Consider the following 20,706-nt stretch of genomic DNA (forward strand, 5'->3'; position numbering starts at 1 on the left):
TTATTCTCCCGGCTGTTCAGACGCGACAACCGCGTCGACAGAAACGCCGGGCCGGACCCTCTGCAGGCCCTCCACGATCACGCTTTCGCCTTCGCGCAGACCATCCTTGACGATGATCGCCGATTCCACCGTGTCGCCCGTGGTGATATAGCGTTGTTCGACCATCTGCTTGTCGTTGACGACCAGCACGAACTCACCCCGTTGGTCCCGCTGAAGCGCGGCCTGTGGGATCAAAACCTCCAAAGTGGGTTCCAGCGCTTCGATGTTCACGTTCAGGAAGGCGCCGTCGATGATCAGCCGGTCGGCATTGTCAAACTCGGCCCGTAACGAGATTGCACCGGTCAGCGGATCAATCCGGTTGTCGACAAAAACGATCGTACCGGTTTCCTCCAGTTCCGTACCGTTGGGCAGGGTGACCCGGACGACCGGGCTCTGATCGCTGCCGGCCAGCGAGGCGGCGTTTTCTCCAAAGGTCTCCAAAACCGTGGTGAACTGCTTTTCGTTCAGCGAAAAATTGACGTAGATCGGCGCTTCGCTGACGATATTGACCAGCGGTGGATTTGTCGGGCCGACAACGTCGCCGACGCTGATGGCGACACGACCGATGCGGCCGGTAAACGGGGCCTGGATCTGCGTGTAACTCAGATCCAGTTCGGCCTGCTGGATGGCGGCCTTGGCGGCTTTGACCTCGGCCTCGGCCACCAGTTCGTTGGCACGGGCTATGTCGCGTTCGGATTCTGGTGTGGCGTCGCGTTTGTACAGTTCTTCTTTCCGCGCAAGTTCCACCCGGGCCAGTTCCAGGCTGGCTTCGGCCCGGTCCAGATCGGCGTTCCGGGCTTCAAGCGTCGCCTCATACAAATCGGGTTCGATGGTGAACAGCAGATCGCCCTCATTCACCAGCGCGCCGTCTTCGACGTTCTGACTGTCCAGAAAGCCGCTGACGCGCGCGACGATGTCCGCCTTTTCCAGCGCTTCCGCACGACCGATGAACACCGCTTCTTCGGTGATTTCCTGTGAATAGGCAGCCGCAATTGACACTTTGGGCGGGGCAGCTTCGCCCTGATCCTGCGCCGATGCGCTCTGTGCCAGTCCGATGCAGATCACAGCAGCGGATGGCCACAGAAATCTGGCAACGATGCCTTTTTGACGGTATCCGGAAAACGTCGATACAAGGGACATGGCAATGGCCTCTTTGAAGTAAATATGCGCATAACCCGAACCGTCAGCTTTGGACCGAGTCACAGGAACTTTGGGTCAGGATGGCGGGTTTGAGTGTATTTCTCAACCTTGTTGACGCCCGGGACGTGAATGCAATTGCAGAAATTATTATGACACCGCGCGGGTTTACTGCCGCCTTCCTACGTCGAGGGTCGGCCGTGGGCCTTTGAGATGCGCAGCCGCGAGGGCACAAAAAAGGGGGCCGGAGCCCCCCTTATTGGTCGTTACTTTTTGTCCGATCAGTCGCGCGTACCGGCGAACCGGTTTTGCCAGTCTTCGCGTTGTTCATCGGTGATTTTGGCGAACAACACGTCGGGTACAGTAAACGCGTGCCCGGCCGGCAGAGCGTTCAGCGCGGCAGCGACATCATCGGGCCAGCTGGTGTCCAGCGTGTTCATCGCGCTCAGCATCCGGGCCGAGGTTTCGGGGATGAACGGCGCGCTCAGCACGGCGTAAAGGCGGATCAGGTTCAGGCCCAGACGCACCTGCGCAGCAGCTTGCTCCGGGTCTTCCTTGAAGGTCGACCAGGGGGCAGCCGCTTGCAGGTATTCGTTGCCAGCGACCCAGATCGCCCGCAATTCCCGCGCGGATTTGCGGACCTCCATCGCTTCCATATGCTCCTCATAGGCGCGGACGCGAGTGGTCAACTCTTCGATCAGGGCTTGCTCGCGCGGGCCATATGCACCGCCTTCGGGCACCGCCTCGCCGAATTTCGAGCGGCAGAACTTGGTGATACGGCTCACGAAGTTGCCCAGAACGTCGGCGAGGTCCTTGTTCACCGATTGCTGGAAGTTCTCCCATGTGAATTCGCTGTCGCTGCTTTCGGGCGCATGGCTCAGCAGCCACCAGCGCCAGAAATCGGCGGGCAGGATGTCCAGCGCCTGATCCATGAACACGCCGCGCCCCTGAGAGGTCGAGAACTGGCCGCCATCATAGTTCAGATAGTTGAAGGATTTCAGATGGTCGACCATCTTCCACGGCTCACCCGACCCCAGAATGGTGGCGGGGAAGGACAGAGTATGGAAGGGCACGTTGTCCTTGCCCATGAACTGGACGTAACGCACGTCATCCGCGCCCTTGTCGGTGCGCCACCAGCGCTCCCACTCGGCATCCGGTTTGCCGCTGGCATCGGCCCATTCCTTGGCACAGGCGATGTATTCGATAGGCGCGTCGAACCAGACATAAAAGACCTTGCCCTCCATTCCCGGCCAGTCCTGATTGCCTTTCTTGACCGGTACACCCCAGTCCAGATCGCGGGTAATGCCGCGGTCTTGCAACCCATCACCGTCATGCAGCCACTTCTTGGCAATTGATGTCGTCAGGATCGGCCAGTCGGATTTGCTGTCGATCCATGCGTCCAGCTGGTCCTTCATCGCGGATTGACGCAGATACAGGTGCTTGGTTTCGCGCACTTCCAGATCGGTCGAGCCGGATATGGCCGAACGCGGCTCGATCAGGTCGGTCGGGTCCAGCTGCTTGGTACAGTTCTCGCACTGGTCACCCCGCGCACGCTCATATCCGCAGTTCGGGCAGGTGCCCTCGATATAGCGGTCGGGCAGAAAGCGGCCATCCGCGTTGGAATAGACCTGTTTCTCGCTGACCTCGCGGATCAACCCGGCATCGTCCAGCTTGCCTGCGAAATGCTGCGTCAGTTTCTTGTTCTGTTCGCTGGAGGAACGACCGAAGTGATCGAAGCTGAGGCCAAAGCGCTTGGCGATGTCGGCCTGAATGCCATACATCTCGGCGCAATATTCAGCCACCGGCTTGCCCGCCTTGGCCGCCGCCAGTTCTGCGGGTGTGCCGTGCTCATCCGTGGCGCACAGGAACATGACCTCGTTCCCCCGGCCACGCTGATAGCGCGCGTACAGATCGGCAGGCAATTGCGAGCCGATCAGGTTGCCGAGGTGCTTGATCCCGTTGATGTAAGGGATCGCCGAGGTAATAAGAATCCGAGCCATGTTCCGTATCCGCGTATCTAACTGCGCGCCCGTCTACATTATGTAACCCGCCAGCAAAAGCCCGGCTTTCATGCAGATGTGATTTTAAACACGCATCGTCCGGAAAATCGGTGAATCGGCGTTTCCCGGATTGCAGAGGTTTCAAGGGCTGCAATACCCATAGGTTGAACATTGGAATCACAACCTCTTGAATTTTTGTAATGACTGCCCATCTAGAGTGTATACCAAAGTATACTAAAACGGGGACAACTTGCTGATGCTCAACTTTCTGCTCGAGGGTGCGTTTGCGCCCTTTACAATGGCGCTCGCTTTACTGTTCGGCCTTCTGGCGCTCGAACTGATTGCGCTGGCGTTGGGCGGAAGTCTGATAACCGGCGATGGCGAGGTCGACCTGGACATGGTCGACGCCCCCGATCTGGACGTTGCCGATTTCGATCTGGATATCGACGCCGATGTCGATCTGGGCGAATTCGAACTGGCCGAGGTTGAAACGGAAGCGCCCGAGGCAGCCTCGGCCGGTCCGTTTGGCTGGCTGGGTATCGGCAGAATGCCCTTCATGATCTGGCTGGTGGTCCTACTGGCGGGCTTTGGCCTAAGCGGTATGGGTCTGCAACTGGCACTGCGCGATTTGCTGGGATTCAGCCTGCCGTCGTGGATGGCCGCGATCCCGGCCGGTCTGTTCGGCCTGTGGTTCGCGCGCGGCTTCGGCGGTGCCTTTGCCCGCCTGCTGCCCAAAACCGAATCCGAAGCGATGTCTGAACGAATGCTGGCCCGCCGCCGTGGTGTGATCACGCAAGGCACGGCATCGCACGGTCGCCCGGCCGAGGTTCGTGTGACCGATCGTTATGGCAATGCGCACTACCTGCGGGCTGAACCCTTGCAGGCCCAGGACGCCCTGACGCAAGGCACCGAAGTGCTGGTGTTGCGCGACCGACGGCGCGACCGGTTCGTTCTGGTCGGCTTGTCAGACTAACCAAATTTCAACCCCAATACGGAGGATTTTGCATGGAACTTACATTCCTGGCCGTCACAGTTGTGACCATTCTGGCGGTATTTCTTTTCATCGGCCTTGTTCTGGGTCGGCTCTACCGCCGCGCGACCCGAGAGGTCAGCCTGGTGAAAACCGGCGCGGGTGGCAAAAAGGTCATCATGGATGGTGGCGTCATTATCGTGCCGCTTCTGCATGAGGTCAGCCCCGTCAACATGAAGACCCTGCGCCTTGAGGTGCAGCGCAGCGGTGAGGCCGCCCTGATCACCAAGGACCGCATGCGTGTGGACGTTGGCGTCGAGTTCTACGTCTCGGTCATGGCGACCGAAGAGGGCATCGCCCGCGCCGCACAGACGCTGGGTGACCGCACCTTCGACGTTGAGCAACTGCGCGAGATGATCGAAGGCAAACTGATCGACGGCCTGCGCGCCGTTGCGGCCCAGATGACCATGGACGGTCTGCATGAAAACCGCGCCGACTTTGTGCAGGAGGTGCAGAATGCGGTGTCCGAGGACTTGCTGAAGAACGGTCTGTCCCTGGAATCCGTTTCGCTGACCGCGCTGGACCAGACACCGTTTGAGGCTCTGGACGAAAACAACGCCTTTAACGCCGTTGGTATGCGCAAGCTGGCTGAGGTCATCGCTGTGTCGAAGAAAGAGCGCGCTCAGATTGATGCCGAAGCCGAAGTTGAGGTGCGCCGCGCCGCGATGGAGGCCGAACGCCAGAAGCTGTTGATCGAGCAGGACGAGGCGCAGGCGCGCATCGAACAGACACAAAAGGTCGAAACCCTGCGCGTGGCGCAAGAGGCCGAGATCGCCGCACGGACTGAGGACTCGGTGCGTGAAACCGAACGCGCACGAATTGCCCGCGAAGAAGCCATCCGCGCTGCGGATATCGAGCGCGAGCGCAAGATCCGCGAGGCCGAAATCTCGAAAGAGCGTGAGCTGGAAGTGGCCGAGCAGGAACGCCAGATCATCATCGCGCAGAAATCCGAAGAGGAAAGCCGCGCGCGTGCATCTGCTGATCTGGCCCGGGCTGAGGCAACCAAGGCAACCGAAGCCGTGGCAACCGCCCGCGAAGTGGCCGAGGCTGAGCGACAGAAGCAGATCGCGCTGATCGAAGCCACCCGTGAGGCCGAACGTCAGGCAACCGCGATCCGTCTGGCCGCACAGGCCGAGAAAGAGGCCGCTGCCGACCGGGCCGAAGCCCGTCGTGAAGAAGCGCAGGCCGAAGCGGACGCATTGAACATCCGGGCCGAGGCCAAGAAGAACGACATGCTGGCCGAAGCGGAAGGTAAGCGCGCGATTGTCGATGCCGATAACGCTCTGTCCGCGGCGCAAATCCGCATGAAGGTGGATCTGGCACGGATCGAGACTATGCCGTCGATCATCTCGGAAATGGTCAAACCGGCCGAGAAGATCAACTCGATCAAGATCCATCAGGTTGGCGGCATTGGTGCTGCAAGCGGTGGCACCGCGTCAAATGGCGACAAGCCGGTGGTCAACCAGGCGCTGGATTCGATCATGGGCATGGCCGTTCAGATGCCCGCGCTCAAGAAACTGGGCGAGGAGCTGGGCCTGTCGATGGAAAACGGGGTCGGTGGTGTCGTGAACGGCGCGCTGGAACCCACACCCGAGCCCGCGAACGCGATCGAGGCGGCAGAAGACGAAACCGCCCCGACACAACAGTAAGAAAAAAGGGCCGGGATTTCCCGGCCCTTTCCCTGTCATTCCTCCCGCGATCTTTTCAGCAATCGGCCAATGGTGAAGGATGTACGCGGCGCGTAGACGTAATTGGTGCGCTCGTCCGGCGTTGGCCGTGACCGCATCCGCGCCAGGCCAAACACGATCAGCCCCAAATGACCGACCGCCACAAATGCGAACAGTGCACCGGGGCCGAATTGCTGGATCAGCGTGGATGAGATGTAGGGCGACGCAATGGCGCCCAGCGCGTACCAGAACATCAGCGCCGCAGACAGTTCGACCCGTTGTTCAGTTGTTGCAAAGTCGTTGGCGTGCGCCGATGACAGCGAAAAGATCGGGAATGTCGTCAGGCCAAAGAACCCGGCGGCCAGCATGACGCCCATCGTGCCCGCGCCACTGGCCAGCATTGTTACACCGCAGCTCAGCACAGCGGCGGCGGACAGCCAGATCAGCACCCAGCGCCGGTCGTACTTGTCGGCAAGCCAGCCCAGCGGGTATTGCGCCAGCGCCCCGCCCAGAACGAATGAGGCCAGAAAGAACGCAATCTGATCCACGCCCAGCCCGACCTCTTGCCCATAGACCGGGCCGACCATGCGAAACGACGCTGAACTGAGCGCGGCGACGATGACCCCGGCAACGGCCAGTGGTGAGCTTTGCCATGCCAGCCGAGGGCGCAGGCGCGGCGCGTCCGGTGTTTTGGGCTGGCTGGCCCGCGTGAGCGCCAGCGGCAGCAGCGACGCGCAACACAGGATCGCCAGCAGGTTGTAAGACACATAAGAGGCCGGTGGCAGGACGGCGATGATCAACTGCGCACACAGCGACGCGCCCAGATCCGCGATGCGGTACGTGCCCATGGCGCGCCCGCGGGTCTCGTTCGTGACTTTGGCGTTCAGCCAGGCCTCGATCACCGTGTAGCACCCCGCGACGCAGGTGCCGGACGCGATGCGCAGGGCGGCCCATACCTGCGGGTTTTCCGTCAGCGTGTGTCCCAGCAACCCCATCGCCCCCAAAGCGGTGCAGACGGCAAAAGCGCGCGAATGCCCGACGCTGCCCATAAGGCGCGGTGCCCACCAGCACCCGATAAAGAACCCGATGAAATGGGCCGAGCCCAGCAGACCGATCTGTTCGGTCGAAAAGTTCAGGGTCAGGCCCGAGATGGCGTCCAATGGTCCGACGCCGCCCGTCGAAAGCTGCAGAAGAATGACGGAAAGAAACAGGGCGGCAAAGGAAATAATCGTGCGCATAATGGTCTTTGCTAGGGGGAAATGAATGGTGATGCGCGCGTCTAATCGACTCTGGCGCGTCGTTTTTTGCCTATTCGACCCGTTTGATTTCCGCCCTGATGTCCAGCCCGACCGTGTCCTGCACCAGATCAGCATAACCCGAGGCGCCAAAGTCGTGACGGTTCAGGGCGCCGGTCAAGCGGATGGAAAGGTCGTCCAGACTGTCGGCGGCACTGCCAGGGCGACGGTAGAGTTCTGCCTGAAGTGTAATCGGACGGGTCACGCCGCGCAGCGTCAGGTCGCCGGTAACTTTCGCCCCGCGTGAGATACGTCCGCCTTTGCCCAATTGAATATGCGTTGAAACGAAGTGAATCGTGGGAAACCGCGCGGCATCCAGCACTTCGGCGCTGAGCATCGGCTTGCGGGCAAATGGCAGTCGCGTGCGCGCCCTGGCGACGTTCAGGATGACATTGACGCGACTGTTTGCCAGGTCGGCCAGGTCGATCTGAATATCGGCAGACTGGATCGGCATGGTCCCGGACTGGGCAATTCCGGACAGATCGAAGGTGAAGTCGACCGAGGTTCCGCTGGGCACCAGCCTGTACGGCCTTCGCCCGGCGCGAGCCGCGCGTGTCAGGGGCAGGGTCGCCAGCCCGGCCAGAAGGGCACGCCGGGTCAGGCACCTCATATTACGGCCTCCTGCCGGCGGGGGCGCGACCGGTGCAGCAGCATCAGCAGAATCGCGATATTCAGCCCGTTCCAGAGAATGCCGTTGATGAAGGCCAGTTGGTAGTTCCCGGTGACATCGTAGATCCAGCCGGACATCCAGCCGCCCAGCGCCATGCCCATGATGGTCATCATCATCACGAAACCGACCCGAGCGCCGGCCTCCTGCGGGGGCATGTATTCGCGCACGACAAGGGCATAGCTGGGCACGATCCCGCCCTGTGCCAGTCCGAACAGCAGGCTGATGACATATAGCGAAACCATCCCGTCATATGGCAGAAACAGGAACAGGGCGATGCATTGCAGGACCGACCCGATCAGCAGGGTCATGATCCCGCCAAGCTTGTCGGCGACCAATCCCGAAATCACGCGGCTGACCACACCGCCCAGCAACATCAGCGACAGCATCTCGGCCCCGACCGCGGGGCCATAGCCCAGCCCGACGCAGTACGAGACGATATGAACCTGCGGCATGGACATCGCCACGCAACAGCCGATCCCGGCCAGACCCAATATGTATTGCAGGGCGCGGGGCGGTATTCCGACGCTGCTGGCGTTGATCCGGGCATTGGCGGCGGCGGTGCTGTGCGCCTCGGCCGGGACCTGACGGCGCAGCAGCAGGGACAGGGGGATAACAACGGCCAGGGTAATGACTGCCAGCGTCAGATAGACCTGCTGCCACCCGTCGCGGGCCAGAATGCCCGACAGCAGGGTGGGCCATATCGCGCCGGACAGATAGTTCCCGCTGGCCACCAGTGCGACAGCGATGCCGCGTCGTCGCATGAACCAGTGTGAAATGTCGGCGATCAGCGGGCCGAACCCGATCGACGTACCCAGCCCAAGCAACAGATGCGCGACCGACAACAGGATGATGTTCGGGGCCAGTGTCGCCAGCAGATAGCTTATGGCGCTCAGCACGGCGGCCCCGATCAGCGCCCGGGTCACGCCCAGCCGGTCCACCATCTGCCCCAGCCACATGTTCCCCAGCGCAAAGCCGATCATCGACAGTACGTAAGGTAGCGAAGCCTCGGCGCGCCCGGCGTTGAATTGGGCTTCGACCGCGGGCATCACGACGATCACCGCCCACATGCCCACATTCGCCACCATTGCGATGCCGAGCGTGATCAGCAGGCGGAACCAGGAATAGCGGCCGTCATGGATCGGGTGGCTCATGCCGAAACGCTAGGGCGGGGCCGGTTTTTTTGCCAGTCACAAGTTTTGTGATCCTCGTGAGGTGTCACACCAAAGCATCTTCGGATTCAGCCTTTTGCAGGTTCAGCCCGGCGCGCGGCGCGGTCTGGGTGGCCTGCCAGCTAACCGGGGGCAGGGCGCGCGCGCGGCGGCGGGTCAGGGTCCAGCGGCGGGCCTCGCCCTGATGGTTCGCGGCCATGTGCCAGCGGGTCTCGACCCCCTGCGCGCCACCGTCGCCGGGCGTCAGCAACAGACCCAGCGGGGCCCGTCCCATCGCGCCGCCCTGTTCGGCGGCCAGATGCATGCGCCGCACCGGCGTCAGCCCCGGCGCGCCGGGCAGATCACCGATCACCAGCGGGATTGCCCCGCTGCGCAGCGCCTCTTCCATGCACCACAGCAGATCTTCGGCGCGGGTGGGGCGCACGAACAGGAACCGGGCCGGATCGGCAAAGGGCATCATGCCGTCGGGGTTCAGCTGATCGGGTTCCCACGCGGGCGAAATCCATAATACCGGCCCCTGCGCCTGACCGGCCAGCCACATGGCAAAGCTGCGCCGGGCGGGGCCGCAGGCCTCGTGCACGCGGGCCAGTTGCAGGGTGATCTGCGGGTGTAGAGCCAGCCCCGGCGCCGCGCGCGCGGGTTTGCGGCCAAGAAGATGTGTAGACATGCTGTCAGATTAGCATGTTCTCACTTTGTTCTCAATTGGTGAATGTGACCATTGCCCGTTACCGCGACAGGATCATGCGCCCGTTCGAGAACTGGATGTTCGAGAACCGATGCAGGTAATCCATGCCCAAAAGCGACTGGTGCAGCTCGCCCTCATTGATCCAGGCCGAGACGTTCCGGTCGGTGATCGGCCCCAGGGTCAGCGTATCCAACCGTACCGGCGCGGTTCGAACCTCACCATTGGCCGTCGCTGCGCGGCCGAAGAAGTTCAGTTGGTTCGGATCAATCCCCAGCCGCTCGGCGTCAGGCGAACTCAGGACAATCTGACTGGCTCCGGTATCGACCATGAAAGAGATCGGCTCGCCGTTCACCACGACCGGCAGGTAATAGTGCCCGTCATATGACCGCGGTACTTCGATGGTCTCACCGGTGACGGTCATTTGCGGCGCAGGGCTGACCGTGGTGCGAATGTCTTCCCACAGGCCGACGACGGCGATGACCCCAACGAAGATAAACACCCAGGCCAGGGCCTGTTGCAGCGTTTTGTTCAGCGTTTCGCGGTTCTGCGACACAAACCACGCCACCACTGCGGCGCCAAGCAGCCCCAGATAGGTCAGTCGTGCAATGCTGTCGCCGTCCATGTCGTTACCCTTACCAGAACATCTCTATGCTATATGGGTATTTATGCCGCAAAACCAAAGGCCTTGAGGCCGTCCAGAATGAACTGAACCGACAGCGCCGCCAACAGCATCCCTAACAGGCGCGTCAGCACGTTCAGCCCGGTCTTGCCCAGCACACGCGCCACCGCGCCCGAGGTCAGATACATCACGAACACCATGGCCAGAACAACCAGCATGACGCCGATGACAACCGCCAGACCCTGAATGCCGGGTTGCTGACCGGCCAGCAGGATCATCGTGGCAATCGCCCCCGGACCTGCAATCAGGGGGATGCCAAGCGGAAACACAGACGGGTCGGCATGTTCCTCTTCTTCGGCGCTGCTTTCGCGCCGTTTGGTACGGCGTTCAAACAGCATGTCGAGCGCAGTCAGGAACAACAGGACGCCGCCCGCGACCCGGAATGCCTCCATCGAGATGCCGATGAAGCCCAGAACCGCCTCGCCGAAGGCCGCGAACATCGCGAGTATCCCGCCTGCTGTCAGACAGGCCCGGATCGCGATGGATCGCCGGGTGTTCCAGTCCATCCCCTGGGTCAGGGCCACAAAGATCGGCGTCTGTGCCGGTGGGTCAAGGACCACGAAAAGCGTCGTGAACGCGGTGATCAAGAATGCGCTGTCCATCACTCTTTGCTACTTTGTTGCAGGTGTTGCAGAATTTTCACGGCATCTTCAGCCAGTTCCGAAGGAACATATACATGATCGTGATGGTAACCCGCGACCATGTTGGCTGGTATACCAGCCCGTGCCAATGCGCCCGAGACCGCAGCCGTCAGCCCCACGCCTTCCAGTGAGGAGTGAACTTGCAGCGTTATGCAGCGCATGGCGACCGCCTCTTGCGGCGCGTTTTCAAAAGGAACGATCAGGGACAAACCCTCGGCCTCAATACAACTGGCGCGCGTTCCTTGGGGCCATGGCTCGTTTTCCGGCCAGACCGCAAAAGCGAATTCACCGGGCTGAACAACAGGGTACATGCCGGCAATCATCGCGTTGGTGTCCTTGACGGGTGCGCTCATGCCATTTCCGCCTGTTCCAGCCGTTCAGCCGCAGCGACCCAAAGCGCCTCGGCCTTCTGCATGGCCTCGACCACCTCGGCAAACTTCCGGTTCCAGGTTTCCAGATCGTTGATCCTGTCGTCCTCATAAAGCGCCGGGTCCGCCAGCTTGGCCGAAAGCTTTTCGTGCATGTCCGACAGTTTTTCGATCCGGTCCTCGCATTTGCGCAGGTCGGCGCGCAGGGCCAGCATGGTATCGCGCGAGGGGCGTCTGGGCTTGGCCGCAGGCTTTTCCCTGATCGGCTTGTCACGGGCCAGCAGAAGGGCACGATAGGCTTCCAGGTCACCCTCAAAGGGTTTCACGGTGCCGTCCGAAACCAGCCACAGCCGATCCGCCACCAGCGACAGCAGGTGCATGTCGTGGCTGACCAGAACGACCGCGCCGGAATAGGCTGTCAGCGCTTCGACCAGCGCCTCGCGGCTTTCGATATCCAGATGGTTGGTCGGCTCATCAAGAATCAGCATATGCGGCGCGTCTATGGTGGCGATCAGCAGCGACAGGCGCGCTTTCTGACCTCCGGACAAACGACCAACCAGCGTTTCCGCCTGATCCGCATTCATTCCGAACCCTGCCAGACGCGACCGCCACTTGCCCGGAGCCTCGTCCGGGCGCAAGCGGCGCAGATGATCCAGCGGCGTCTCGTCCACATGCAGCTCATCCACCTGATGCTGCGCGAAATATCCGATGCGAAGTTTGGAACTGCGGGTCATCTTGCCCGCCATCAGGGGCAGGCGGTTGGACAGCAGCTTGGACAGGGTCGACTTGCCCTGACCGTTCTTACCCAGCAGCGCAATCCGGTCGTCCTGATCAATGCGCAGGTTCAGGCGGCGCAGAACCTCGGTTTCACCATAGCCGGTCACACCGCCTTCGATCTGGATGATCGGCGGCGACAGTTCCTCGGGCTTCGGGAAAGAGAAGGCGCGCAGGGCGGCCTCTTGCGGGGTTGAGACAAGCTGGATGCGTTCAATCATCTTCAGGCGGGACTGAGCCTGAACAGCCTTGGACGCCTTGTAGCGGAACCGGTCCACAAAGCTTTGCAGATGCGCGATGCGGGCCTTGGCCCTGGCGTTTTCGGATTCCGCCTGTGCTAGACGCTCGGCGCGGCGTTCCGCGAATTTGTCGTAAGGCACCGCGTAATAGGTCAGCTTGCGGTCTTCCAGATGCAGGATCGACCCAACAGCCCGGTTCAGCAGGCCCCGGTCGTGACTGATGATTATGACCGTGTGCGGGTATTTGGCCAGGTAGCGTTCCAGCCACAGCGCGCCTTCAAGGTCAAGATAGTTGGTCGGTTCATCCAGCAGCAGCAGATCAGGTTGCGAGAACAGCACCGCCGCCAGCGCAACGCGCATTCGCCAGCCGCCCGAGAAGTCCGAGCAGGGCTTCAACTGATCCTCGTCGTCAAAGCCCAGACCTTTGAGGATCGAAGCCGCGCGCGCCTCGGCCGACCAGGCGTCGATATCGGCGAGACGGGTCTGAATTTTAGCGATCCGAGCGGGATCTGTGGCGCTGTCGGCCTCGGCCATCAGCGCGCTGCGTTCGGTATCGGCGGCCAGAACCGTATTGATCAGCGACACGTCGGACGAGGGCACCTCTTGCGCCACGCCCCCGATCCGCGCGCGTTTCGGCAGCACGATATTGCCAGATTCCAACGCCAGTTCGCCCCGGATCAGGCGGAACAAGGTGGTTTTGCCCGTGCCGTTGCGGCCCACCAGCCCAACCTTGTGCCCGTCGGGAATGGTTGCACTGGCCCCATCAAAAAGGGGGCGGCCTTCGACGGCGTAAGTGATGTCTTCGATCCGTAGCATGCGCCGCTCTTAGCAGAGCGTGACAGGGGCCGCCAGCAGCTTGGCGTGTTCAATTGTTCGGGGATGTGCTAGCGCTGGTCCGGTTGGAATTCAGACGGTTTTCATTATGCACGCGGCCCGAACGCCTCCTTCTTTGGTGACCCTGATATTTGCGACAGCGCTGTCGGTGCTGTCGCTGAATATGTTTCTGCCGTCTTTGGCGCGGATGGGGGCAGATTTTCAGGTCGACTATGCGTTGGTGAACCTTTCGGTGGCTGGATACCTGGCTGTTTCAGCGGTCCTGCAACTAATCATGGGGCCGCTGTCGGACCGCTATGGCCGCAGGCCCATCCTGCTGATCTGTATGGTGATATTCGCCGTTGCGTCGCTGGGGTGCGTTCTGGCCGGATCAATCTGGGTCTTCCTTGGCTTCCGCCTGTTGCAGGCAGCAGTGGTGGCGGGGCCTGTGCTGTCCAGCGCGTCGATCCGGGACCGGTATCCGCCGAACGAGGCGGCCAGCAAGCTGGGCTATGTCGCGATGGCGATGGCGCTGGCCCCGATGCTGGGGCCGATGCTGGGCGGAGCGTTGGACATGCTGTTCGGCTGGCGCGCGGGGTTTGTCTTGTACGCCGCGTTGGGGGCAGGGATGCTGATGCTCTTGTGGGTGGATATGGGCGAGACAAACACCGAGCGGTCATCGACCTTCGCCGCCCAGCTTCAGGAATACCCGCACCTGTTTCGGGCACGACGGTTCTGGGGCTATGCCCTGTGTGCCGCATTCTCGATCGGCGGATTCTTCAGCTTTATCACAGGTGCGCCGCTGGTTGCCGCAGCTTGGTTTGACCTGAGCCCGGCCACGCTGGGCCTGGGGATCGGGATCATCACGGGCGGGTTCATGGTGGGCAATTTCATCACCGGTCGCATAGCCGCTCGCACACGCCTGACGACGATGATCCTAAGCGGTCGGGTGATCGCCTCGACCGGTCCGTTCATCGGCCTGCTGCTGTTTTTGGCGGATCAGGGTTCCGTGTGGGTCTTTTTTGGCTCTGCCGTGGCCGTGGGCTTTGGTAATGGCCTGACAAACGCCAATGCCTCGGCCGGGCTGATGTCGGTGCGTCCAAAGCTAGCCGGCAGCGCCGCCGGATTGTCCGGTGCGATGGTTGTCGGGCTTGGCGCAGTTCTGACGTCGATGACGGGGGCTCTGGTCAGTCCGGAAAATGGCCCGTTCCTTGTACTTGGAATGATGTGCGCCAGCAGTTTCGCAGGCTTGCTGGCCATACTCTACGTCCGTTGGGTTGACCGGCAAGAGCCGCTGCCCGACACAATCTGATCGGCAATTCTGCGCGGCGCCATCATTACGCTTTTCATGAGCCACAGACCATGTTAGGCGGCGCCCGATGGATTTCGGCGCAGGTTCTGCGCCCTATAGTAAGGAGAGGCCGACATGGCACTGGAACGCACATTTTCGATCATCAAACCCGATGCAACCCGCCGTAACCTGACTGGCAAGATCAACGCCAAGTTCGAAGAAGCTGGCCTGCGCATCGTTGCGCAAAAGCGCATCCACATGACAAAAGCTCAGGCTGGCAAGTTCTACGAAGTACATGCCGAGCGTCCGTTCTATGACGAACTGTGCGAATTCATGTCGTCGGCTCCGGTCGTCGTTCAGGTCCTGGAAGGCGAAGGTGCCATTGCCAAGAACCGCGAAGTCATGGGTGCAACCAACCCCGCAGACGCAGCGCCCGGCACCATCCGCGCCGAGTTCGCTGAATTGGTTGGTGAAAACTCGGTCCACGGTTCGGACGCGCCGGAAACTGCTGCGGTTGAGATCGCATACTTCTTCTCGGGTATCGAACTGGTCGGCTAAACCGTCGCCCAATCGACAAGATCAAACCGCATCCGGTTTCGGGTGCGGTTTTTTTGGTTCAGACCGGTTTCAGGTCTTTTGCGGAAACGCGCACGCCGATTGCATCCAGATCCGATACGATCTGTGTTTCAGGTGCGGCCGTAACGCCGGATTTAATCGCGTCAAACCTTTGACGCAGGGCCTTTTTCTCTTCGCCCTTGCAGTCGTTCCAGGGCCGGCCCTGCAAACCCATGACCAGCACATAGTAGCCGATGAAATGCGGGCGCGTACCGGCCTTCAGCAAACGGGTATAAGCCGCATCGGCACCCATTTCGCGCAGTTGCTGCGCCGAGTGAATCCCTGCGCGCGCGCAGGCCAGTTCGTAGGCCGGGCCAAGATTGCGGATGGAAGAAACCGGATCGGACATGTCCGGGTTGTAGCCGGGTGTTTTGGCGCTGTCACCCGGTTGTTACAGTTCGGGCGGTAACGTAAGCAATTCGATTGTCATCCTCGTCTGATGAACTTGATCGCGATTTCATGACGTCATGCTGTCACGGGGGCGCCGATGCCCAAAAGTATGGAATCCGGGGCGAAGTCCGGTAAGAGTAGGAAAAACACGTCGCTCAGATTAGACGGCAAAACTCTGAAGGCGCTGAAGATCAGAGCGATTGAAGAGGGGACCAGTGTGCAGAAAATCATCGAAAAGCTGGTAAACGAATACCTTGAAGCGCCGGGAAAAGGGCGCTCATGATGGCGCAGAACAGCAGCCTTTTCGTGATTTCAGGCGCATTCGATCTGGCGGCGTTTGCCAAGTCCCTGAAAGGGCTGACCCCGGTTTTCGATTTTCCCAAGGCGGCGCGGCCCTTTGATTTGTTGGATTGCCATGACCAGTCGCTCAGGGCGGGCGGGCAGCTATTGATCGAAACCGGCGGCGCGATGCGGTTGTTGCAGGGCGATGGCGACACACGGGTTCAGAGGACGAGCGGCAAAGGCAGGTTCGTGCAGGATCTGCCGGACGGGGCTGTTCGCACGGCACTGGCCGGATTTCCCAAGCTGCGCGCATTGATGAGTATTCTGTCCGGCACGGCAGAAATCGGCGAGTTTGCTGTACTGGATGAACTGCAGAAAACGCAGGTTCGCGGCAGCGTTCTGAAACTGTCCTCGGCAAGCGGGCAGGCGACAATTCTGACGGTTCGGCCCCTGCGTGGATACGACCGCGCGTTTGAGGCCGTATGCGCCGCGCTGAACAAGACGGCAGATGTACCAAGCGGGTTTGACCCGGTGTACAACGCACTGGCCCCCGGGCATGTCCCGTACAAGGCCAAACCCGATGTCGAACTTGGTACCAACGAGCCATCGATTGAAGTTGCTGCTGATATCATCCGCACATACCTGACCGTTGCCCGACAGAACGAGGCGGGCGTGATCGCGGATATCGATACCGAGTTTCTGCACGACTATCGCGTTTCGCTGCGGCGCATCCGATCCGTTCTCAGCCTGTTCAAGGGCGTCTTCGCGCCCGAGCAAACCGCCACGCTCAAACGTGTATTTTCCGAGTTGATGGAACCGACGGGGCGGGTTCGGGACTTGGATGTCTACCTTCTGGAAAAAGATATATACTTCAATCTTATACCAGAAAATCTTCATTCCGGTGTCGAGGCCATGTTCGCGCAGTTCGCGAAAGAACGCGCGCAGGCTTTGGCCGCGTTGTCCCGTCAATTTAAGGGCGCGGCATATGATCGGCACATGACTGAACTTGCAGTGTTGTTTGCGGACACCAAGGCACTGGATCCCGGGCCGAATGCGGATCGCGGTGCCTATGACTATGCCTGCACACTGATCTGGAAGCGGTACCGAAAGGTCTGCAAGCTGGCCCGGCGCATTACCCCTGACACCCCGGACGAAGCCGTTCATGAGCTGCGCATTGACTGCAAGAAGCTGCGGTATCTTATGGAGTTCTTCGCCCCTCTGTTCGACAAGAACGCTTTCAGGACGGTCATCAAGCCCTTGAAAAGGCTACAGGACAATCTGGGTCTTTTTAACGACTATTCGGTTCAGCAGGAGGCGTTGCAGAGCTTTGTGACCCAGCAAAGCGACGCCCAGGGTCGCGCCAACGCGCAGCTTGCCATGGCGGCGGGCGGGCTGATCGCGGTACTCAGCCAGCGGCAAAAGGCCGAACGCGATCGGGTGATCGCCAATTTCCAGCATTTTGACAGCCCGGACATCCAACACCTGTTCCGCAGCTTGTTTCACGATACGGAGGACTGAGGATTGAAGATCATTGCCTGTTACAGCAACAAGGGCGGTGTCGGGAAAACTGCAACCTCGGTGAATTTGGCCTATGCTTATGCGCGGGCAGGGTATGCGGTGCTGCTCTGCGATCTCGATCCGCAGGGCGCGTCGGGGTTCTATTTCCGGGTGAAGCCGTCAAAAAAGCTGACAGACGCGCGGTTTTTTGAAGATGTTGAGCGGTTCACCAGATCGATCCGGGCAAGTGACTTTGACGGGCTGGACGTATTGCCCGCCAACCTGACCTTTCGCGATTTTGACGTGTTCCTGTCCCGAATGCGGAACAAACGGTCGCGGTTGAAAAAGGCGCTGGCCACGGCAGGCAGTGATTACGACGTTATTATTCTGGATTGTCCGCCAAACTTTTCGACCCTGTCCGAGAATATCTTCAAGGCTGCGGATCAGATTGTCGTGCCTGTCATCCCGACCACCCTGTCCGAACGGACATTCGACCAGCTTGTCGGATTTTTTGAAAAACAGGGGCTGCCCAAGAAGAAGCTCAAGGCATTCTTTTCAATGGTGCAGCGGCGAAAAATTCTGCATCAGGACACGATGGAGAAAATGCGCAAACTGTACAAAAAGCGGTTCTTGCAGACGGAAATCCCCTTTGCCGCTGATATTGAGCGCATGGGGCAATATCGCGCCCCGGTCAGTATCTATGCCGGCCGCAGCGCCGCCAGCGCCGCCTACAGCGCGCTGTTTGACGAACTGGAACACGGAGTGGCTTCAACCAAATGAGCACCGAAATCGAACGCAAGTTTCTGGTCGCCGATCTGCCGGACCTGAGCGGCGCAGAAAAAGCCGTCGTGCGTCAGGGGTATCTGACCGCACCCGACGATTCCACTGAACTGCGCCTGCGGCAAAAGAACGACAGATATTTCCTGACGCTCAAGGGCAGCGGTGCAATGGTGCGGGTCGAGCGCGAGGCCGAAATCTCGGCCGAGCAGTTCGAAACCTTCTGGCCGGAAACGGATGGGCGCCGGGTCGAAAAGGAACGCTTTACCGGCCAGTTGCCGGATGGGCGGGTCTTTGAACTGGATGTATTCCAGGGGGATCTTGCCCCGTTGCAGCTGGTCGAAGTTGAATTTCAGACCGAAGCTGAGGCGCAGGGATATGTGCCGCCCGATTGGTTCGGGACGGACGTGACCGCAGATAAACGATATAAAAACAAGACGATGGCGATCAATGGCGTCCCGAGTTAGGGCTTGCGCGACAACCTGATCGTCGCTTCCAGCCCGGGGTCGCAGTTGCGCGCCTGAAACGCACCGCCATGCATATGCGAGATGGCCGCGACAAGGGCCAGCCCCAGCCCGGCGTTGCGTTCTGTGCGCGCAGGATCAAGCGTGACAAACGGCATCTGCAGACGCGGCAGGTCTTCTTGCGGCACGCCCGGACCCCGATCCCTGACGCTCAGGCAGGTATAGGAGCCGTCTTCTCCAAGATGGATTGTAACGGCTGTGCCCTGCGGCGCATATCGCATCGCGTTTTCCAATAGGTTCGACAATGCCTGAGAGAGCAGCGGGCGGTGACCAAGAATGGGGTCCGCCGTGCCGGTAATTTCCAATCGGATGCCCTGATCGGCTGCGACCGGGTCATAAAGCTCAGCCACATCCGCCACCAGTTGCTGCAGGTCTACCGGTTCGAACTGTTCGCGGCCAACCCCCGCTTCGGCGCGGGAAATCTCGGTCAACTGGCTCAGGACCCGCAGGACATGATCGATCTCTACCGTCGCGCGGGCAATGTCGATCTCGCGTTCCTGTTCGGTTTTTGTCGGATCGGACAGTGCTTCGACCCGCTGTTTCAGCCGCGACAGGGGCGAGCGCAGGTCGTGCGCGATCGAGTTTGAGGTGGTGCGCAGGTTGCTGACCAACTCTTCGATCCGGTCGAGCATGGTGTTCAAAGTCCCGGCCACCTGATCGAACTCGTCGCCGGTGCCGCGCATCGGCATCCGGCGGGACAAGTCCCCCGATACGATATTCTCGGCGGTGCTGGCGATATCGGACAGGCGCGAAAAGACAAGCCGGGTAAACAGCCAGCCGGTCAGAACGCTTAGTGCCAAGGCAATCGCCAGGGCAATGCCGACAGACCGCAGCAATACCCGGTCGAACTGTTGCCGCGCCAGCGCGTCACGCCCGACCAGCAGACGCTCGCCACCCGGCAGGCGGACAGAGGCTGCGGAAATGGGGACCAACTGGTCATTGTCTGCGCGTCGCAGCTCAAGATCGACCCAGCCGCTGCCGGCGGCAATGTTCTCGGGCCATTGTTTCAGGTTCCCCGCCAGCTTGGCCCCGAACCGGTCGGTCAGAAGGTAAAGCGCGTCACGCTCGGATGCGGTCGGTATGCGCCGTTCAATCGCCGTCATCAGCCCGATCAGGCCACGGCGTTCATATTCATCCGCCAGACCCGTCAACTCGGCCGATACCACAGACCGGGTTTCCCCTTCGATGCTGCGGTTGGCCGTCACATAGACCAGCGCCAGCACAGTGGCCGTCAGCAACGTGCTGAGAACCATGCTGGCCAGAACGAGACGGGTGCGCGAATTGTTGAACGATAGCCGCAGGTTATCCATCAGATATCATGTAACCGGCACCGCGAACGGTTTCAATCAACGGCGGCTCGCCGCCTTCGTCCAACTGGCGTCGCAGTTTCGAGATATGGACATCGACCACATTGGTATTCGGGTCGAAGTGATAGTCCCAAACCCCTTCCAGCAACATGGTGCGCGAAACCACGCGGTTTTTACGACGCAGGAAAAATTCCAGTATCTGGAACTCTCGCGGGGTGAGGGTGACCTCACGCCCGTTGCGGGTGACTTTTCGGGTCAGTAGGTCCATCTCAAGGTCTTTGCAGCTGAGGGTTGGGCTTTCCTCGGCTTCCTGCGGACGTCTCAGCAGCGCCTCGATCCGGGCGTGCAGTTCCTGAAACGAGAAGGGTTTAACCAGATAGTCATCTGCCCCGGCGCGCAGCCCCTTGACGCGTTCGTCAACGGCGCTCATCGCGGTCAGCATCAGAACCGGTGTTTTCAACCCGGCGGCCCGCATGGATTTGATCAGCGACAGGCCGTCCAGCCCGGGCAGCATGCGATCAAGGACAACCGCATCAAAGCCGCCATCGGTGGCGTGATACAAACCCTCGCGGCCATCGGCGGCAAGCTCTACCACATAGCCTTCTTCACCAAATCCCTTGGCGATGAAATCCCGGGTGTCTTCGTCATCTTCGACGATCAGCAAGCGGCGGCTCATTATCCGAGTTCCTTTCTACCGGGAGTTAAACACAAAATTCAGAAAAATCATATGGATTGAGTAGTCTACGTGCCGGGTGCGTCGCAGCGCACCCGGCAGCCCCGGCGGATTGCGGACAATTCAAAACCGCCAGGGAAGCGC

At 60.6% G+C, this 20,706-nt stretch carries 21 protein-coding genes; 8 read left to right on the forward strand and 13 right to left on the reverse strand.

Features of this window, described 5'->3' with window-relative positions:
* Entirely contained in the window at positions 1-1,179 is a 1,179-nt protein-coding gene (locus tag ACXAC3_RS11430) for an efflux RND transporter periplasmic adaptor subunit (protein ID WP_475160064.1), read from the reverse strand.
* Between the two features lie 278 nt (positions 1,180-1,457).
* Positions 1,458-3,176, reverse strand: coding sequence for a methionine--tRNA ligase (metG, locus tag ACXAC3_RS11435; RefSeq protein ID WP_475160069.1), 1,719 nt, complete (start codon positions 3,174-3,176; stop codon positions 1,458-1,460).
* 256 nt (positions 3,177-3,432) lie between these two features.
* Here metG and ACXAC3_RS11440 point away from each other — a divergent pair, with 256 nt between their 5' ends.
* Positions 3,433-4,149, forward strand: coding sequence for an OB-fold-containig protein (locus ACXAC3_RS11440; protein ID WP_475160073.1), 717 nt, complete (start codon positions 3,433-3,435; stop codon positions 4,147-4,149).
* A 32-nt stretch (positions 4,150-4,181) separates the two neighbouring features.
* Positions 4,182-5,855 (forward strand): flotillin family protein, encoded by a 1,674-nt coding sequence (locus tag ACXAC3_RS11445; RefSeq protein WP_475160077.1) that lies wholly within the window; start codon positions 4,182-4,184, stop codon positions 5,853-5,855.
* A 35-nt stretch (positions 5,856-5,890) separates the two neighbouring features.
* Here the strand turns inward: ACXAC3_RS11445 and ACXAC3_RS11450 are convergent, their stop codons facing one another.
* From ACXAC3_RS11450 to ACXAC3_RS11485, 8 genes are all read right to left on the reverse strand, one after another.
* Complete coding sequence (locus tag ACXAC3_RS11450) at positions 5,891-7,111, reverse strand: MFS transporter (protein WP_475160080.1); 1,221 nt, start codon at positions 7,109-7,111, stop codon at positions 5,891-5,893.
* Between the two features lie 70 nt (positions 7,112-7,181).
* On the reverse strand, positions 7,182-7,778 hold the full coding sequence (locus tag ACXAC3_RS11455) for a YceI family protein (protein WP_475160087.1): 597 nt from the start codon (positions 7,776-7,778) through the stop codon (positions 7,182-7,184).
* Positions 7,775-8,989 (reverse strand): MFS transporter, encoded by a 1,215-nt coding sequence (locus ACXAC3_RS11460; RefSeq protein ID WP_475160092.1) that lies wholly within the window; start codon positions 8,987-8,989, stop codon positions 7,775-7,777. The genes ACXAC3_RS11455 and ACXAC3_RS11460 overlap by 4 nt, the downstream gene beginning before the upstream one ends.
* A gap of 64 nt (positions 8,990-9,053) precedes the next feature.
* Positions 9,054-9,674 (reverse strand): ImuA family protein, encoded by a 621-nt coding sequence (locus ACXAC3_RS11465; protein WP_475160096.1) that lies wholly within the window; start codon positions 9,672-9,674, stop codon positions 9,054-9,056.
* A gap of 58 nt (positions 9,675-9,732) precedes the next feature.
* Positions 9,733-10,314 carry a retropepsin-like aspartic protease family protein gene (locus ACXAC3_RS11470; RefSeq protein WP_475160098.1) on the reverse strand — a complete coding sequence of 194 codons (582 nt, stop codon included), beginning with the start codon at positions 10,312-10,314 and terminating at the stop codon, positions 9,733-9,735.
* Between the two features lie 41 nt (positions 10,315-10,355).
* On the reverse strand, positions 10,356-10,976 hold the full coding sequence (locus ACXAC3_RS11475) for a MarC family protein (RefSeq protein ID WP_475160102.1): 621 nt from the start codon (positions 10,974-10,976) through the stop codon (positions 10,356-10,358).
* On the reverse strand, positions 10,973-11,365 hold the full coding sequence (locus ACXAC3_RS11480) for an ACT domain-containing protein (protein ID WP_475160106.1): 393 nt from the start codon (positions 11,363-11,365) through the stop codon (positions 10,973-10,975). The genes ACXAC3_RS11475 and ACXAC3_RS11480 overlap by 4 nt, the downstream gene beginning before the upstream one ends.
* Positions 11,362-13,209 (reverse strand): ABC-F family ATP-binding cassette domain-containing protein, encoded by a 1,848-nt coding sequence (locus tag ACXAC3_RS11485; protein ID WP_475160108.1) that lies wholly within the window; start codon positions 13,207-13,209, stop codon positions 11,362-11,364. Before ACXAC3_RS11485 ends, ACXAC3_RS11480 begins: the two co-directional genes overlap by 4 nt.
* 106 nt (positions 13,210-13,315) lie before the next feature.
* Here ACXAC3_RS11485 and ACXAC3_RS11490 point away from each other — a divergent pair, with 106 nt between their 5' ends.
* Positions 13,316-14,518, forward strand: a complete 1,203-nt coding sequence (locus ACXAC3_RS11490) for a multidrug effflux MFS transporter (protein ID WP_475160111.1) — start codon at positions 13,316-13,318, stop codon at positions 14,516-14,518.
* Positions 14,519-14,632: 114 nt separating this feature from the next.
* The gene (gene ndk / locus ACXAC3_RS11495; RefSeq protein ID WP_475160113.1) at positions 14,633-15,055 is read left to right on the forward strand and encodes a nucleoside-diphosphate kinase; all 423 of its coding nucleotides are present in this window, start codon (positions 14,633-14,635) and stop codon (positions 15,053-15,055) included.
* A 58-nt stretch (positions 15,056-15,113) separates the two neighbouring features.
* On the opposite strand, the gene ACXAC3_RS11500 is transcribed toward ndk, so the two are convergent.
* Positions 15,114-15,461 carry a TfoX/Sxy family protein gene (locus tag ACXAC3_RS11500; protein ID WP_475160115.1) on the reverse strand — a complete coding sequence of 116 codons (348 nt, stop codon included), beginning with the start codon at positions 15,459-15,461 and terminating at the stop codon, positions 15,114-15,116.
* A 138-nt stretch (positions 15,462-15,599) separates the two neighbouring features.
* On the opposite strand from ACXAC3_RS11500, the gene ACXAC3_RS11505 reads away from it, so the two are divergent.
* From ACXAC3_RS11505 to ACXAC3_RS11520, 4 genes are read left to right on the forward strand one after another with little or no spacing between them, the layout of a single operon-like run.
* Positions 15,600-15,785 carry a ribbon-helix-helix protein, CopG family gene (locus ACXAC3_RS11505; RefSeq protein WP_475160116.1) on the forward strand — a complete coding sequence of 62 codons (186 nt, stop codon included), beginning with the start codon at positions 15,600-15,602 and terminating at the stop codon, positions 15,783-15,785.
* On the forward strand, positions 15,785-17,302 hold the full coding sequence (locus tag ACXAC3_RS11510; RefSeq protein ID WP_475160117.1) for a CHAD domain-containing protein: 1,518 nt from the start codon (positions 15,785-15,787) through the stop codon (positions 17,300-17,302). Before ACXAC3_RS11505 ends, ACXAC3_RS11510 begins: the two co-directional genes overlap by 1 nt.
* A gap of 3 nt (positions 17,303-17,305) precedes the next feature.
* A complete protein-coding gene (locus tag ACXAC3_RS11515; RefSeq protein WP_475160119.1) occupies positions 17,306-18,061 on the forward strand; it encodes a ParA family protein in 756 nt (251 codons plus the stop codon).
* Positions 18,058-18,525: a CYTH domain-containing protein gene (locus ACXAC3_RS11520; RefSeq protein ID WP_475160120.1), complete on the forward strand. Its 468-nt coding sequence runs from the start codon at positions 18,058-18,060 to the stop codon at positions 18,523-18,525. The genes ACXAC3_RS11515 and ACXAC3_RS11520 overlap by 4 nt, the downstream gene beginning before the upstream one ends.
* Here the strand turns inward: ACXAC3_RS11520 and ACXAC3_RS11525 are convergent.
* Complete coding sequence (locus ACXAC3_RS11525) at positions 18,522-19,892, reverse strand: sensor histidine kinase (RefSeq protein WP_475160123.1); 1,371 nt, start codon at positions 19,890-19,892, stop codon at positions 18,522-18,524. The two genes, ACXAC3_RS11520 and ACXAC3_RS11525, sit on opposite strands and share 4 nt — an antisense overlap.
* Positions 19,885-20,565, reverse strand: coding sequence for a response regulator transcription factor (locus ACXAC3_RS11530; protein WP_475160125.1), 681 nt, complete (start codon positions 20,563-20,565; stop codon positions 19,885-19,887). The genes ACXAC3_RS11525 and ACXAC3_RS11530 overlap by 8 nt, the downstream gene beginning before the upstream one ends.
* Positions 20,566-20,706 lie beyond the last annotated feature (141 nt).

This window comes from Ruegeria sp. ABV4_181 (assembly GCF_056158465.1).